Source organism: Variovorax sp. 770b2 (genome assembly GCF_900115685.1).
Taxonomy (GTDB): domain Bacteria; phylum Pseudomonadota; class Gammaproteobacteria; order Burkholderiales; family Burkholderiaceae_C; genus Variovorax.
Genome location: NZ_FOXJ01000002.1, coordinates 775,466 through 791,184, shown reverse-complemented (window position 1 = coordinate 791,184; position 15,719 = coordinate 775,466). Strand labels below are relative to the sequence as shown.

At 70.5% G+C, this 15,719-nt stretch carries 10 protein-coding genes; 3 read left to right on the top strand and 7 right to left on the bottom strand.

Annotation, left to right across the window (positions count from 1 at the left end):
- Nucleotides 1-67: 67 nt before the first annotated feature.
- The 6 genes from tagF to phnD (BM133_RS19140) form a co-directional block, all read right to left on the bottom strand.
- Entirely contained in the window at nucleotides 68-703 is a 636-nt protein-coding gene (gene tagF / locus BM133_RS19165; protein WP_093436987.1) for a type VI secretion system-associated protein TagF, read from the bottom strand.
- Nucleotides 700-4,299 carry a type VI secretion system membrane subunit TssM gene (tssM, locus tag BM133_RS19160; protein WP_093436984.1) on the bottom strand — a complete coding sequence of 1,200 codons (3,600 nt, stop codon included), beginning with the start codon at nucleotides 4,297-4,299 and terminating at the stop codon, nucleotides 700-702. Before tssM ends, tagF begins: the two co-directional genes overlap by 4 nt.
- Complete coding sequence (locus BM133_RS19155) at nucleotides 4,296-5,660, bottom strand: DotU family type VI secretion system protein (RefSeq protein WP_093436982.1); 1,365 nt, start codon at nucleotides 5,658-5,660, stop codon at nucleotides 4,296-4,298. The genes tssM and BM133_RS19155 overlap by 4 nt, the downstream gene beginning before the upstream one ends.
- 32 nt (nucleotides 5,661-5,692) lie before the next feature.
- Nucleotides 5,693-7,024 carry a type VI secretion system baseplate subunit TssK gene (gene tssK, locus BM133_RS19150; RefSeq protein ID WP_093436979.1) on the bottom strand — a complete coding sequence of 444 codons (1,332 nt, stop codon included), beginning with the start codon at nucleotides 7,022-7,024 and terminating at the stop codon, nucleotides 5,693-5,695.
- Nucleotides 7,025-7,177: 153 nt separating this feature from the next.
- On the bottom strand, nucleotides 7,178-8,212 hold the full coding sequence (gene phnD / locus BM133_RS19145) for a phosphate/phosphite/phosphonate ABC transporter substrate-binding protein (RefSeq protein WP_093436976.1): 1,035 nt from the start codon (nucleotides 8,210-8,212) through the stop codon (nucleotides 7,178-7,180).
- A gap of 123 nt (nucleotides 8,213-8,335) precedes the next feature.
- Nucleotides 8,336-9,397: a phosphate/phosphite/phosphonate ABC transporter substrate-binding protein gene (gene phnD, locus BM133_RS19140; RefSeq protein ID WP_093436974.1), complete on the bottom strand. Its 1,062-nt coding sequence runs from the start codon at nucleotides 9,395-9,397 to the stop codon at nucleotides 8,336-8,338.
- 163 nt (nucleotides 9,398-9,560) lie between these two features.
- Between phnD (BM133_RS19140) and BM133_RS19135 the strand changes: the two genes are divergently transcribed.
- The 3 genes from BM133_RS19135 (at nucleotide 9,561) to BM133_RS19125 (ending at nucleotide 14,715) form a co-directional block, all read left to right on the top strand.
- On the top strand, nucleotides 9,561-11,453 hold the full coding sequence (locus BM133_RS19135; protein ID WP_093436971.1) for an ATP-binding response regulator: 1,893 nt from the start codon (nucleotides 9,561-9,563) through the stop codon (nucleotides 11,451-11,453).
- A 152-nt stretch (nucleotides 11,454-11,605) separates the two neighbouring features.
- On the top strand, nucleotides 11,606-12,703 hold the full coding sequence (locus BM133_RS19130; RefSeq protein WP_256219262.1) for an ABC transporter substrate binding protein: 1,098 nt from the start codon (nucleotides 11,606-11,608) through the stop codon (nucleotides 12,701-12,703).
- Nucleotides 12,700-14,715: a hybrid sensor histidine kinase/response regulator gene (locus BM133_RS19125; RefSeq protein WP_093436969.1), complete on the top strand. Its 2,016-nt coding sequence runs from the start codon at nucleotides 12,700-12,702 to the stop codon at nucleotides 14,713-14,715. The genes BM133_RS19130 and BM133_RS19125 overlap by 4 nt, the downstream gene beginning before the upstream one ends.
- Nucleotides 14,716-14,718: 3 nt before the next feature.
- On the opposite strand, the gene BM133_RS19120 is transcribed toward BM133_RS19125, so the two are convergent.
- Nucleotides 14,719-15,708, bottom strand: a complete 990-nt coding sequence (locus BM133_RS19120; RefSeq protein ID WP_093436966.1) for a GlxA family transcriptional regulator — start codon at nucleotides 15,706-15,708, stop codon at nucleotides 14,719-14,721.
- Between the last annotated feature and the right edge of the window lie 11 nt (nucleotides 15,709-15,719).

Below are 15,719 nucleotides of genomic sequence, written 5' to 3'. Positions count from 1 at the left end.
CCGGCAGGCGACCCGCTTTTCTTTGGGTCGCCAAAGAAAAGCAGGTAAAAGAAAGGAAGCAAGGAGGTCATTCCCCACCCCCGAGAAACAAGGCCTCGAACTGCGCATCGCGTGGCAATCCGGTCGCAAGCATTCGAACCCCGCCTTCAACAGCCGGATCGCCCAACCACAACGAAGCCCCTGCAGCAGGCAGCTCCAGCGACTCGACGCCAACGACAGCATCGCCGGCAGCCGCGACGAACAGCCGTCCAAGAACGGCATCGAAGCGCAGCGCATCGAGATCGCCATCCAGCCCCTCGAGCGCAGCCTGGATTCCCAGCGCCCACCAGTGCAGCGCGGCGCCCAGCGCCTCGCCCTGAAGCGCATCGGAAACATCGCCGGCCAGTTCGACAGCCAGCGTGAACGGAAAGTACCGTCCGACGCCATCGACGGAAGGCATCAGCACCCCGATCCATCCCCGCTCCCCCGCCACCTGCGGCCCCAGCGCAAAGCACCAGATCGGCGCCTCGAGGTAATGCGCGGTCCAGTCCGCATGCCGGTCGCGCAGCCGCGCCATCCCCCGCTGCAGCCACTGGTCCCACACCGAGCGAAACGACTCGGGCAGCCGCCGGTGCGCAAAGTCCCCCATGCCCGGCAACTTGCCGAACCATCCGGGCAATTCAGCCGAGGTGAAGATGCAAGTGGAAGAAGAGGCCAGGCTCACAACCCCTCCGGACAAGAAAACTCCCGCAGCTCGCGCAACCGGATCGGATGCTGCACGCTGTTCGTCGTCACCTCGAAGCGCGTCTTGCGCGCGCCGATCTGGAAGGTGATGAAGAACTTCTCGGGTGCATCGCCCGCTTCGAGCTGCCCATCGTCCAGCGCGCGGAACAGCGCCCACGGCCCATCGACCGCCGAGCCCGAGCTGCCGGTGGTGGACGGCGGGCTCACCTGGATGCGCACCTGGTTGCTGCCCTTCGGGCCGGGCCACTGCACGGCCATCGGCACCACGGGGCCGTGCGCGTACTTCACGAGCTGGCCGTCGACGTCCAGGATGAACTGGGTGATGCCCGCGTCCATCTCCACCGGCTTGAAATCCAGCCGCATCGAGGGGCCGCGGCCACCCGCGCGAAAGAAGATGTCCTTGATGCGCGCGGCGCGCTCGAACTGCGCCAGTGCCTGCGTGGTGATCGCGCCGCGCTCGGCCACGGGCTTGTAGCGCCACGGACGCGTGCTGGTGTCGACCAGTGCGGCCAGGCGCTTCTGGAAGAAGTCGTCCATCAACCCGCCCGCGCCGAACATCTGGCCGAAGTCCTCGGGCAGCACGTCGCGCTTGCTGGTGGGCGAGAACGGGTAGCGGCCCGCAATCGCTCGCGCGCAGAACTCGGTCACCGGGCGCAGGTCCTGGCTCAGGTTGCCGCGCTCGGCCACCTGCGCCTGCGCGGCGCCCGACTGGCTCAGGTTCTCCACCATCGAGCGCACCGGCTCGGGCAGGCGGCCGGCGTCGGCCTTGAGCTTGCCGGCCACGTCGCCCGGCGGCGGCGAGGTGCGGCCCTTCACGGCCGTATCGACCGCGTTCAGGTACACGTACACCTCGTTGAAGAGCTTCAGCGCATCGTCGATCGGCGCGGGCTGCCCTGGGGCCGCGGCAGTGACCAGGCGGCGCAGCGGCTCGAAGCGGTCGTCCACGATGCTCTCGATGCGCTTGCCGGTCGCCACCGGCTTGTTGGGGTCGCCGCCGAACAGGTCTTCCAGGCCCTTGCGGGTGCTGGCGACGGTGGCGGTGGCCTTGCTCACCACGTCCTTGGGCTGGTCGGAGGGGATGAGCGTGGTCTCTTTCACCACGGCGCGCAGGAAGTTCGCGAGCGGCGAGCTCACGCCCGAGAGGATGCGCGCGGCCTCGATGTTTTTTTCCAGCCCGGTGGCGCGGATCAGGCGCACGTCGCCGAGCAGCGCTTCCCATTGCTTCACGTATTCGGCAAGGTACAGGCGCCGCACGCGATCGGTCAGCGCGCCGAGCGCGGCCACGTCGCGCAGGCGGTCGGCGGCGCTCTTGTCCTGGCCGAGCACCCACGGGTCTTCGGCGGCGAGCAGGCCGGTGAGCACGGTGACTTCGTTCTGGAAACGCTTGTGATAGCCGTCGTAGGTGAACATGCCCGGCACGCCTTCGGTCAGCGGCTTGCCGCTGATGCGCTCGAACACGAGCGGCGCCGAGGGGCCGGCTGCCGTCGCCACGCTGAAGCCCGGGATGTCCTTGGTCGCGCGCTGGCGCTTCAGGCGGCTGAACACACGCTGCTCCAGCGGGTAGCTCGCGAGCACGGCGCGCACGCTGCGCACCAGGTTCTCGTCCATCTTGAGCGGCGAGCGCGGCGGGCCCTGCGCGATGAGCACATCGAGCTGGTCTTCCAGCGCCAGGCGCTGGTCTTCGGGAATGCCGCGGTCCAGGCTGCGCGCCCAGTCGAGCGTGATCCAGGCCTTCAGCGCCTCGGGGTCGAAGTGCTCGGGCTGGTAGAGCATGAGGTAGCTCTTGAGCGCTTCATACGTGTATTCGAGGTTGTCCTTCTGCGCGGTGCGCAGTTGGTCCTCGATGCGCTTGGCGATCTGCGGCAGAAACACGTCGTTCAGCGCGCGCTGGTGCGCCAGGCGCGCGGCCGCGTCGAGCTTGTCGCCCTGGTAGAGGCCCAGCGTCATGCTGAGCGGCTCGTCGCCCTGGCGGTTGTCGGGCGTCTTCCAGATGTCGCGCACGCCCTGCATCACGGGCGCCACCTCGACCAGGTTCTGCAGTTGCACCGGCAGGTTGGCCAGCGTCTTCTGTGCGGGCTCGGCGCGGGCCTCCACCGACTTCAGGTAGTTCATGTTCTGCCAGGTGCTGTAGCCCCAGCCGGCCAGGAGGCCGAGGGTGACCAGCGTCATCGCGGTCACGCCGGTCATGCGCAGCAGGTGGCGGCGGCGCTCCAGCTTCACGTCGGCGCCCGCCAGGCGCTGCTCGGGGAACACCACGTCGCGCAGGAGCGAGGTGAGGAAGTAGCTGCGCCCGCTCGACTTCTGCGGCGCGAGCATCGCGCGTTCGATGCCGAAGCTGCGCGAGAGGCTGCCCATCACGCGGTCGATGGGGCTGCCCTCCTGCGTGCCGCTGGTGAAGTACACGCCGCGCACCCACGGCGGCTGCGCGAAGCGCGAGCCGGTGAACACCTGGTCCAGCAGATCGGACAGCAGCGAGCCGATGGAGCCGAACTGCGCGGGGAAGCCGAAGATCGCCGCGCGGCGCGTGCCGTCGGTCTCGCGCTGCATGCGCGGAATGAGGCCGTCGTTCACGCGGTTGTGCAGCAGCGCGAACTCGCGGTGGAACGCGGTCGAGAGCCCCTTCTCCTCGGTCTGCACGTTCTCGTCGGCCGGCAGCGTGAAGCCGAAGACCTGCGCGCGCTGTTCCTTGCCCAGGTCGTCGAAGTAGTCGGTGAAGCCGTAGAGCAAGTCGCTCTTGGTGACGAGCACGTACACCGGCAGGCGCGTGGTGAGCTTGCTGTCGAGTTCGAGCAGGCGCGCGCGGATCGATGCGGCCAGCTGCGTGCGCTGCTCGGGCCCCTGGCTCAGCAGGTCGGCCACGCTCACCGTGAGGAACACGCCGTTGAGCGGACGGCGCGGGCGCGCCTTCTTGAGCAGGCCGAGGAAGCCTTCCCACGCGCTCTTGTCCTCGGACTGATGGCTGTCCTGCGTGGTGTAGCGGCCGGCGGTGTCGATGAGCACGGCCTCGTCGGTGAACCACCAGTCGCAGTTGCGCGTGCCGCCCACGCCGCGGATCGCACCGGGGCCGAACTTCTCGGCCAATGGGAACGAGAGGCCCGAGTTCACGAGCGCCGTCGTCTTGCCCGCGCCTGGCGCGCCGATGAAGACGTACCACGGCAGGTCGTACAGGTAGCTGCCGCCCGAGATCGACATCCAGTCGCGCCAGCCCGGCTTCTTGCCGGCGGCGTGCAGGCGCATCTGCTTCAAGGTGGCGACGGCTTCGCTGAAGCGCGTGTCGAGAATTTTTTGTTCGCCGTTGACCGGTGCATCGGTCTTGGCGGCCGGCGCCTTCATGAGGCCGTCGGTCAGGTGCTGGCTCGCGCGGCGCGCGCGCCAGCGCCGCCACAGCACGCGCAGCACCACGAGGAGCACGATCACGCCGATGACGATGGCGCGCACCATTTCGCTTTCGAGCGGTGCGAGCGCGCCGATCTTCACCAGCGGGCCGATCCACCAGATCAGCAGCCCGACGACGATGAGCGCGAGCAGCGTCAGCAGCAGCGGGCTGAACAGGAAGCCGAAGATTTTTTTGATCATTTCGTCGCTCCTGGAACGGGAGCAGCCGGGGCCGGGGCCGGTGCAGCGGAAGCAGCCACGCGCTCGGGCTCGGTCAGCAGCACGATGTCCACGCGGCGGTTGCGCGCCCGGTTGGCGGGCGTGTCGTTGGCGGCCACGGGCTCGGCGTCGGCCTTGCCGTCCGAGCGCATGCGCGCGGGGTCCACCAGCGTGGTGAGCGCGCCCTTCACCGCATCGGCCCGCGCGGCCGAGAGGTGCCAGTTGGAGGGATAGCGGAGCGACCGGATCGGCTGGTTGTCGGAGTGGCCGGTGATGAGCACCTCGCCCTTCACCTCGGCCAGCGCCTGCCCGATGCGGCGCAGCACCGGGAGCGACGCGGCCATCGGCTCGGCGCTGCCGGAGCTGAAGAACGAGTCGCCGCGCAGCCGCACCACGCTGCGGTCGGCCTCGTCGGTCACCGTCACGAGCCCTTGCTTGACTTCAGGTTCGAGAAAGCGCGCGAGCCGCGGCGTCTTCGCGGGCGGTGCCGGCGGCGCGATCTGTATGTTGGGCACGCGCAGGCCCGAGACGGCCGCATAGGTGGTGTCGGAGCGGTTGTTCAGCATGAGCCGCATGCCGACCCACGCCAGCGCGAGCAGGAACGCGAAGCCCGCGGCGAACACCCACAGCGGCAGCGATTCGCGCAGCCGCACCGTGCCCGCGCCCTGCCCGCGCCAGTGCGGCGAGAGCTCGGGTTCGAGCTGCGGGCGGTCCTTGGCGATCAGGTCGGCCAGGCGCTGGCGCACCGAATCGAGTTGCGCGCGGCCGTTGTCGACCACGCGGTAGCGGCCTTCGAAGCCGAGCGCGAGCACGCTGTAGATGAGTTCGAGCAACTGGCGGTGCGTGGGCACGTCCTGCGCGAGCTTGGCCAGCAGCTGGAACACCTTCTCGCCGCCCCAGGTCTCGTTGTGGAACTGCACCAGCAGGCTCTGCTTGTTCCAGCCGGCCTGCACGCCCCAGGGCGTGTTGGCCACGGCTTCGTCCAGCGCGGTGCACAACACGTAGCGAGCGGCGAGCACCGATTCGTTGCTCACGCCCGAGCGGCGCGCGCTGGCATCGAACTGGTTCACCGCGTCGGCGGTGGAGGCGCGCAGCGCCGGCACGTTGGGCGGCTGCGCGAGGTTGCGCAGCTTGCCGATCAGCACCAGCAGCTTGCCCGCCGCCGACACCAGCGGGTTGAGCAGGCCGATGTCGCCGACCTCGGCCGCGGGCGTCGGGTCGGCGCCGCCGAAGAACGGCGCGGGCGATGCCGCCGGCGGCGTGCCGGCCGGCGTGCGCGGCTTGGGCTTGATGACCGTGCGTTCCGACTCGAAGGCGGCAAAGGGGTCCGGAGGTGTGCTCATGATGGTGTTCCGTTTCCGTCGGCCCGATGTGGCTAGGAACGAATGGCCCAGAACGCGAGGTCGAGGCCGGGAAAGTCGCCGGCGATGTGCATCGCGATGCCGCCGGATTGCTCGAGCTGGCGCCACAGGTCGCTGTTGCGCGTTTCCAGTTCGAAGTAGTTGGCGCCCGTGTGGAAGGGAATCTGGCGCGGCGCGACCGGCATCGGCGTGAGCGTGACGCCCGGGAGCGCCAGGTTCACCAGGTCGCGGATGCGCTCGACCGGGCCGATCTTCACCTGCGTGGGGAAGCGCGCGCGCAGCGCCTCGCTGGGCATGTTGGCGTTCACCGCGAGCACGAAGGTGGCCTTGCGCTGCAGCTCCACGTCCGTGACCATCGCCACGCGCACGCCGTGCTTGCGGTCGTGCAGCTCGATGCGGATGGCCGACTGCTCGAACACCATCGAGAGGCTGCGGCGCAGGTCGTCCATCACCGGACGGAAGCTCAGCGCGAGGTCGTCGTGCACATAGGGGCCGAAGCGCGCCACGCGGCGCGAGTCGCGAAAGCTGGAGAGGTCGCCGGCCAGGCCCAGCGCGTGTTCGAAGAAGTGCTGCGGGTGCAGCATCGCGCTTTTCGCCAGGTGCGCAAAGATGGCCTCGTTGCGGTTCACCGCCTGCAGCAGCATGAAGTCGGCGATCTCGGCCACGCCGCCGGTGCCGCCCTGCGTCATGCGCCCGGCCAGCGCCTCGCCGCGCTGGCGCAGGAGGCCCAGCAGCTCGTCCAGCCAGGCGCGGATCACTGCATGGCCGGCCACGTCGAGCAGGGGCGGGAGCATGCCGCGATCCAGCTGCACTTGGTTGTCGGTGCGGCGCTCGACCACGCGGGCCACGCCCATGGTGGTCCAGGCGTCGGTGGCCTCGCCGGCGCGCATGAGGCGCGTGTGCAGCTGGCCCAGCTGCAGCATGGCGGTGCGCTCGCCGGCGGTGTTGGAATCGGGCACCTCGGACTCGAGCACGCGGTGGCGCACCAGCTCTTCATAGTCTTCGGCATCGGCCTCGCGGGCCCCCGCGCGGCGCAGCGGCAGCGCGAGCACCACGGCCTCGTCGCGCATGGAAGAAGGAATGTCGATGGGCTCGGGCAGCGGATCGACCGCCGGCATGTCGAACACCGTGCCGTCGCCGAAGATGCCGACCGCGCGCACCAGCGCGAGCTTGCCCAGCGTGAGCGCGGCCTGGTCGATCTCGAGTTCGGCGAAACCCCAGGCATACGGGGTGGTCGAACGCAAGAGCACATGCCTTGCATGATCGGCATGACGCTCGCTCTGTTGCAGGTGCTGAGGCTGCAACAGCATCCCCTCGCTCCAGACCACTTTTGTTCGCCAACTCATCCGCACTCCGTCAACGGCAAGGGTTGCCTGAAAGAAACATGAAGTTTCAGTCGCGCGGAGCGGCGGGCAAATCCGCCTAATGGCCTAGATGAAGGGGTTTGGAGCTACGGCGAAGGGACTAGGCGCACCGGTGTGGCCGTGCGGGCCGGTGCGTCAGCGTCCGCCGGCGCGCAATGTCTCGACCTGCTCGGCGTAGGCCTTTTCGATGCGTTGCAGCCGCTGCGCGCGCGCCGCCTCGTTCACCCACGCGGCGGCCATGGCGCGCTGCTTGCCCAGCTGGTATTCGAGCCGCGCCTCGGACAAGAGCGCGCTGTCGTCGACCGCGGCGTAGCCGTAGGTGGCGCGCAGGTTCTTGAGCACTTCGCGTTCGGCCTCGGCGCGCGGGCCCTTGCCCTGGCCGTAGGTGACGAGGAAGGTCTGCAGCTTCGCCTGGAACTCGGGCGGGTAGTTGCGCCGCACCACCATCGGCGCGCCGGGCGGCGGCTCGGACTCCCAGATGACCTGCAGCCGCTCGGCCTCGATCGGAAACTGCTGGCGGAAGCGCTCCAAGTCGGTGGTGTTGTTGGTGGCCACGTCGGCATCGCCGTTGGCCACGGCCAGCGCGGTGGCCTGGTGGGTGCCGATGAATTCGCTGCGAAAGCGCGTCTCCATCTCGATGTTGTGCGGCAGGAAGAGTTGGCTCTGCGGCACGACGAAGCCGGTGACCGAGCGGCTGTCGCCGCGCGCAAGGCGCCAGCGCTCGGGCTGGGCGAGCATGCCCTCCAGGGTGTTGAGCGGGCCGCTCTTGCGGGCCAGGAGCACGGCGCGGTGCTCGGGCATGCCGGGGCGCCGCGCGATCTGCGCCACCACCTTCATGCGCCGCTGCATCACGGCATCGAGCGCCATCTTGGCCGAGAGAAAGGCCATGTCGATTTCGTCGCGGCCGATGGCGCGGTCGAGCTCTTCGTACGACGGCACCGAATAGGCATTGACCGGAATGCCGAGCGAGCGGCTCATGTCGGCCATGAACGGCGTCCACAGGGCCCGCGACTCGACGGTGCCGCCCAGCGGCAGCACGCCGAAGCGGATGGCCTGCAGGGACGGGGTGGATTTCTCGTGGGTGACCTGCGCCAGGGCCGGCGATGGCAGGAGCAGCACGGTGGCTGCGGCGAGCGCTGCGGTCAGCAGATGCTTGAGTACGGCAAACATGTCGCGATGGGCTTGTGGGGGGATGCTCCTGTTCGATCAACGATCACCGCACGCCACGATCACGCTCCGAACAGGCCGCATCACACAACACGACGCGCGGAAAAGCAAGGGCAAGGCGTCACCTCAAGGCGTCGCGTCCTTGAGCACGCCGACCTGCTCGGCATAGCCGCTCTCGATGCGTTGCAGCCGGGCCTGCCGCGCGGCGTCGTTCACCCACTGGGCCGTCATGGCGTTCTGCTTTGCCAGCTGGTAGGCCAGCCTGGCCGCGGGCTGCAGCGAGCTGTTGTCGGCCGCCACGAAGCCGGCCAGGTCGTGCAGCGACTTGAGCACCACGCGCTCGGCGTCGCCGCGCGGCCCCTTGCCGCGGCCGTAGGCGGTGAGGAAGGCCTGCACGCGGCCGCGCAATTCGGCCGGGTACTCGCGCCGCACCGCGATCTGCGCATGCGGGATGAGCTCCGACTCCCATATCACCTGCAGCCGCCCGGCCTCGGCCGGAAAGCGCAGCCTGAAGCGTTCGAAGTCGGCCGAGTTGTTGGTGGCCACGTCGGCCTCGCTGTTGGCCACGGCCAGCGCGTTGGTCTGGTGGGTGCCCACGACTTCGCTCAGAAAGCGCGTCTCCATCGCGATGTGGTTCGGCAGGAACAGCTGCAGCTGCGGCACGATGAAGCCCGACACCGACTGCTTCTCGCCGCGCGCGATCCGCCAGCGGTCGGGCTGGTCCAGCAGGTTCTTCAGCGTATTGAGGGGCGGCGCCTTGCGCGCGAGCAGCAGCGCGCGGTAGCCGGGCAGGCCGTCGTGCCGCACGACCTGCGCCACCACCTTCATGCGGCGCTGGGTCACGGCGTCCAGCGCCATCTTTCCCGAGAGGAAGGCCATGTCGACCTCGTCGCGCTGGATGGCCTGCTCCAGCGCCTCGTACGAATTGACCGAGAGCACGCTCACCGGGCGGTTGATGGCGCGGCTCAGCTCGGCCAGCAGCGGGTCCCAGTCGCTGCGCGACTCGAAGGCGCCACCCAGCGGCAGGATGCCGAAGCGCACGGGGGCCGCATCGGACGGCGTGGGCTGGGCACTGGCCGCCATCGGCAGGCCGAAGCAAAACGCCAGGGCCGCAGCCCGCAAGGCGGCGGCTAAGGCGGCAGGCAAGGCGGCAGGAAAAACGGCGGAAAAGCGCAGGGAAACCAGCATTTTGGGAGCCGAAAGGCGTAGGTCCGCTGCGGACCAGCGGGTCTAACATGGGCGAATCGGACGCCATTAAATATCAAATACAAGTTAATTTCGTGATGTTTTTCCTGTCTTCCATGTTCGCCGCCGCGCCCATAAGCTCGCGCCCCATGGGTTCAATGCATCGATGAACTGGAACTTCCGCGTCCTGCGCAAGCTTGCGCGCCTCACCTTCGCCCAGCAGCTGATCCTGCTGGCGCTGGTGCCGGCGACCGCGGCCACGCTGACTGCGATTGCCGTGCTCACGCGCCAGCACCTGGGCAACCTCACCGAACTCATGCGCGCCAACGCGCAGACGGTGGCGCTGCAGGTGGCCACGGTGGCGCAGGCGCCGCTCGCGCGCATGGACAAGCGCGCCCTGCAGCGCACGGCCCAGTCGGGCACCTACCAGCCGCACGTGCAGCAGGTGCAGATCTGGACCGAAGACGGCGAGATCGTGGCCAATTCCGAAACCGTCGACCGCGCGCGCGGCGAGGGCCTGCAGGTGGTGGTGCCGATCGTGGCCGACGACGGGCGCCACAACGGCAAGGTGATGGTCGAGATCGGTCTCTCCGCGGTGCAGAACGCCCGGCGCTCGGTGTGGCTCAACGTGGCGGTGGTGCTGGCGTTCAGCCTGGTGGGCGTGGGGCTGGCCGGCTGGTGGGCGGCGCGGCGCATCAGCGAGCCGATCCGCGCGCTGGGCAAGGCGGTCGACCGCCTGGGCGCCGGCGAGGACGCGAGCGTGGCCATCGAGGGCACGCTGGAGGTGCAGCACCTGCAGCTGGGCTTCAACCAGGCGGCGCGCGCGCTGGCCGAAAGCCGCCGGCTGCTGCAAAGCCGCATCAACGAGGCCACCTCCGAGCTGGCGCGCAAGAACGCGCTGCTCGAAGTGGCCAGCCAGGCCAAGACGCGCCTTTTGGCCGCGGCCAGCCACGACCTGCGCCAGCCGCTGCACGCGCTCACGCTCTTTTCCGACGGGCTGGCCAACGGCGAGACCGATCCGGTGAAGCTGCAGCGCATCGGCCACATCCGCGAATGCGTCGAGTCGCTGGACCGGCTCTTCTCGGAACTGCTCAACCTCTCGCAGCTCGATGCCGGCGTGCTGCAGCCGCAGTGGGCCGACTTTCCGCTGGACCGCCTGTTCGACGAGATCAGCCGCAACTTCCGCCCGGTGGCCGAGCAGCAGGGCCTCAGGCTGGTGGCGCGCAAGACGGAGCTCTGGGTGCGCTGCGACTACGTGATGCTCTCGCGCATCTTGAACAACCTGGTGTCCAACTCGCTGCGCCACACCATCGAGGGGGGCGTCTTGATCGGCGCGCGGCGCCGCGGCAAGGGCGTGCGCATCGACGTGGTGGACACCGGCGTGGGCATCGCAGCGCAGCACCAGACGCGGGTGTTCGAGGAGTTCTACCAGGTGGAGCCGACCGGCCGCCAGTCGGCGCGCGGCGCGCGCGGCATGGGCCTCGGGCTGGCCACCGTGCAGCGGCTGGCGGAGCTTTTGAACACGCGCGTGGAGCTCAGCTCCCGGCTGCACAAGGGCACCTGCGTGCGGGTGCTGGTGCGCTCGGCGCCGGCGGCGCTCACGGCGCCCGTGCCCTCGCCCATGGCGGCCGGCATCGAGGACGAGGAGGCGAGCCTGGCGAACCTGCGCATCCTGGTGATCGACGACGAGCGCACCATCCTCGAAGGGCTGATCGTGGTGCTGGCCAACTGGGGCGCGGAGGTGATGGCCGCGCAGACCCGCGCCGAGGCGCTCGCGCTGGCCGACACCTGGGACCAGCCGCCCGACGTGGTGGTGAGCGACCTGCTGCTGCAGGGCGGCGACAACGGGCTGGACGTGATCGCCGCGCTGGAGCGCCATCCGCGCGGCATCGGCGCCGGCACGGCGCGCCTCCTGGTGACCGGCGAGACCAAGCCGGACCGCCTGCGCGAAGTGGCGAGCGCCGGCATCACCGTGCTCTACAAGCCGGTCTCGCCGCGCGTGCTGCGCCAGGCGATCCAGGCCCAGCGCGCCGCCGCATTGCTCCACACCGACGCATAGACCATCGGGCATAGGCCGTGCGGCCGCCGCGCTGTGCAGTTCGTCACGCTGGCACGGGGCTCACGGGGACTGACATAGCCCCTCCGCCTTATCGCGCGAAGCGGGCCCCGTCCTTACATTGGGTCATGCACCCTCGCTGCAGAAGCAGTCACATGTCCGTCGTCGCGAAACACCCCTCCACCTCCTTCCGCGGAAGGCTGCGCGGCGCTGCGCGCGCGGTGCTGGCCTTCGGGCTGACCGTGGGCGTGGCGATCGGTCTCATGGGCCTGTCCACGGGCAGCCGCGCCGCGGCGGCCGCCAGCCTGACGGTGCTCATGAGCGACGACAACGCGGCGCATTCGGAATTCGTGCAACAGCTGCGCGCGAGCCAGGAGCCCGGCAGCCGCTTCGAGCTGGTGCGCCTCTCGCCGACCGGGGAGATGGCCCAGACCATCGAGACAGCGGGCGCCGACACCGAACCGCGCGCCAATGCGGGCGTCCGCACGCGCAGCATGCGGCCCTCGGCCGCCGACGCGAACCTCACCATGGCCGTGGGCGTCGCTGCCGCGCGCGCCGCCGTCGAGCGGCCGGGCCAGGAGCCGCTGGTGCTCGCGATGTTGAGCCGCCTGGACTACGAAACCCTCAGGGCCGCGAGCCCGGCCCTGAAGCGCAGCGACCGCCGCGTGGGCGTGCTGCTGCGCGACCCGGCCATGGCCGACCAGCTCGCGCTCATCGGCGCGGTGCTGCCGCAGAAGCACCGCATCGGCGTTGTCGCCACGCCCGAGTCGGAGCCGCTCGTGCGCGAACTGCAGCGCGCCGCGCAAGGGGCCAATCCGGCGTGGGACGTGCGCGTCGAATACGCGCCCGACGCGAAATCGCTCGCCTCCGCGCTGCGCACCGTGGTGCCGATGAGCGATGCGTTGATGGTGCTGCCCGACCTGATCGGCGACAACCAGGCCGCCACGCTGTCGGTGCTGCGCGCCGGTGCGGGCGCGGGCCTGCCGGTGTTCGGCGCGAGCGAGGGCCTGGTGCGCTCGGGCGGGCTGGCCGCGGCGGTCTCCACGCCGTCGCAACTCGCGCAGCAGGCCCGCCTGCTCGGCCAGAAGGTGGCCAGCGCGGGTAACAACAGCAGCGGCAGCAGCAACAACAACCCGCTGGTGGAGGCGGCCACGCCCGCCACCGTGCGCGTCAACGCCACCGTGGCACGCGGACTGGGCCTCCGTCTGCCGGAGGAACGGGAACTGACCGACCGGCTCGCGGCCACGCGATGAGCACCCCACGCCCCGCCGAAGGCTCGGCGCCCGCCGGGGCGGCAGGTGCGGCCACGCCGGCCGACCCCGCGGCGCAGCCCCGCAGCCCCGGCGCTCCCGCAACTTCCGGTTCGCCCGGCACCTCGAGCACGCTGGTCGTGCGCGGCAACCTGCAGCGCGACCTGTTCCGCCTGGGCGTGGTGCCCTGCGCGGCGGTGGCGCTCGCGCTCACCGGCTGGTTCACCCACAACCGGCTGCAGACGCTGGAAGCCCAGTTCGACGCCGAAGGCCAGGCCGTGGCGCGCCAGGTGGCGGCAATGAGCGACCTGAGCCTGTACGCGGGCGACGTGCCGGCCCTGCAGAACGTGGCCAACGCGGCGCTGCGTGGCGGCCAGGTGATGCGCGTGGAGATCAGCAACAGCGCGGGCGTGTACGTCACGGCCGGGCCCAAGACCGAATCGCTCGCGCAGCTGCGCATGTTCACTTCGCCGGTCACGCTGCGCGAAGCGTCGCGTGCGAGCGCCTTCGCGCCCGCCGGCTCCACCGCCGCGGGCGACACGCCCATCGGCCTGGTGCAGACCTTCCGCGACACCACCGCCTACGCGCGCGAGCGCAGCCGCTCGCTCATCGCGGGCATCGGCATCGCGCTGGTGGCGCTGCTGGCGGCGTGGGCCTCGGTGCGCCACATGGCGCGCACGGTGGCGCGCCCGCTCCGGCGCGTGTCGCGCACCGTCGCCGCGCTGGAAGCGGGCCACTTCGACATGCGCTGCGAAGTGGTCGAGGGCGGCACGCGCGGCACCCACGAGCTGGCCGTGCTCGCGCACGACATCGACCGCCTTGCCGAGCGCCTGCAGCACAACCGCCAGGTGAGCGAAGAGCGCGTGCGCGAAGCCACTGCCGTCGCGCTGCAGCGCATGGCCGAGGCCGAGCAGGCCGCGCTCTCCCGCGCGCGCTTTCTCGCCGCTGCGAGCCACGACCTGCGCCAGCCGCTGCATGCGATGGGTCTTTTCATCGACGGCCTGCTGCCCAGCGCCACCGCCGCGCAGCGCCCGGCCGTGCTGCGGCTGCAGGAGAGCACCGAGTTCATGGGCGTGCTGCTGGACGACCTCTTGGAGATCTCGCGGCTCGATGCGCAGGTGCTCACGCCGGCCATCACCCGCATCTCGCTGGCCGCCCTCTTCGACCAGCTGGACGCGCAACACGCCGCTGCCGCCATCGAGGCGCGCGTGCGGCTGCGCTGGAGCGACCGGGGCCTGGCGGTGCGCACCGACGCGGCGATGCTGCAGCGCATCGTCAACAACCTGGTGGCCAATGCGCTGCGCCATGCGCCCGCAGGCGGCACCGTGCTGGTGGCCGCGCGGCGCAGCCCGGCCGGCGTGCGCATCGAGGTGCGCGACAACGGCGTGGGCATCGCGCCGATCCACCAGGGCCGGATCTTCGAGGAGTTCTACCAGGTGGCGAACACCGAGCGCGACCGCCGCCGGGGCTTTGGCCTGGGCCTGGCGATCTGCGCGCGCATCGCGACGCTGCTGGGCACCCGCATCACCGTGCGCTCGGCGCTGCAGGCCGGCAGCACCTTCGCCTTCACGCTGCCCGCCGCGCGCGCCGCCGATGTCGTGCTGCCCGAGCCGCCGCCCGTGATGCCCGCGCCGCTCGCGGGCCTGCGCTGCCTGGTGGTGGACGACGACCCCGCCATCCTGGACGGCAGCCGCGCGCTGCTGGCGCAATGGGGCTGCGAGGTCGAATGCGTGACCACCGGCGCCGAGGCCATCGCGCGGCTGGGCACCGGCGACATCCACTTCGATGCGGTGCTGTGCGACCTGCAGCTGGCCGGCGACGGCGACGGCGTGGACGTGATCGAGGCCGCCAAGCGCCTGCAGCCCGACGCGCTCGCGGTGCTGGTCTCGGGCGCCACCGGGCCCGAAGTGCTGCAGCGGCTGCGCCATGGCGGGGTGATGCTGCTGACCAAGCCGGTGCCGCCGGCGAAGTTGCGGGCGTTGCTCACCACGCGGCGCCACGCGCCGGTGGCCTGAAGCTCAGGCCGCTTCCGCGGTGCGCGAGAACTGCCGGCGGTACACCGTCGGCGACACCTTGAACGCCGAAGTGAAGTGCTTGCGCAGCGACACCGCCGAGCCGAAGCCCGCGCCGGTCGCGACGCGCTCGACCGGATGGTTCGTGGTCTCCAGGAGGCGCTGGGCCAGTGCGAGGCGCTGGTTCTGTATCCACTGCCCGACCGTCGTGCCGGTCGATTCGCGAAAGCGCCGCGTGAAGGTGCGGCGGCTCATCAGCGCGCGGCGCGCGAGGGCGTCGAGTTCGTGCGGCACATCGAGATGTTTGCCCAGCCATTCGAGCAGCGGCGCGAGCCGGTCGCGCTCGGCCGTCGCGGGCATGGGCTGCTGGATGTACTGCGCCTGCCCGCCCTGGCGGTGCGGCGCGACCACCATGCGCCGCGCGGCGCGGTTCGCCGTCTCGGCGCCGTAGCGCACGCGCAAGAGGTGCAGGCAGCAGTCGATGCCCGCGGCCGTGCCGGCGGAGGTGAGCACGTCGCCGTCGTCCACGTACAGCACCTCGGGCTGCAACTTCACCTTCGGGTATTGCCTGGCGAACGCAGCGGCCAGGTTCCAGTGCGTGGTGGCCGGCCGGCCGTCGAGCAGACCGGCCTCGGCCAGCACGAAGGCGCCGAGGCACAGGCCGACGACGGTCGCGCCGCGCCGGTGCGCGGCCTGCAGCGCGCGGATCAACGCGGGCGGCGCGGGCCGGCCGTCGTCGCGCCACGAGGGCACCACCACGATCTGCGCGCGGCGGATCGCCTCCAGCCCATGCGGCACCACGAGCTCGAAGCCCGCGTTGGTCTGCAACGCGCCCGGCTCCGGCGCGCACACGCGCATGCGAAAACGCGGTGCGCCCGAGTCGGTGCGGTCTTCGCCGAAGACCATGCAGGGCACGGACAGGTGAAAGGGGCTGATGCCGTCGAAGGCCACAACGGCAATGACCTCGGCAATGGTTTCTGCGACCGGATGGGACATGGCCCGATCTT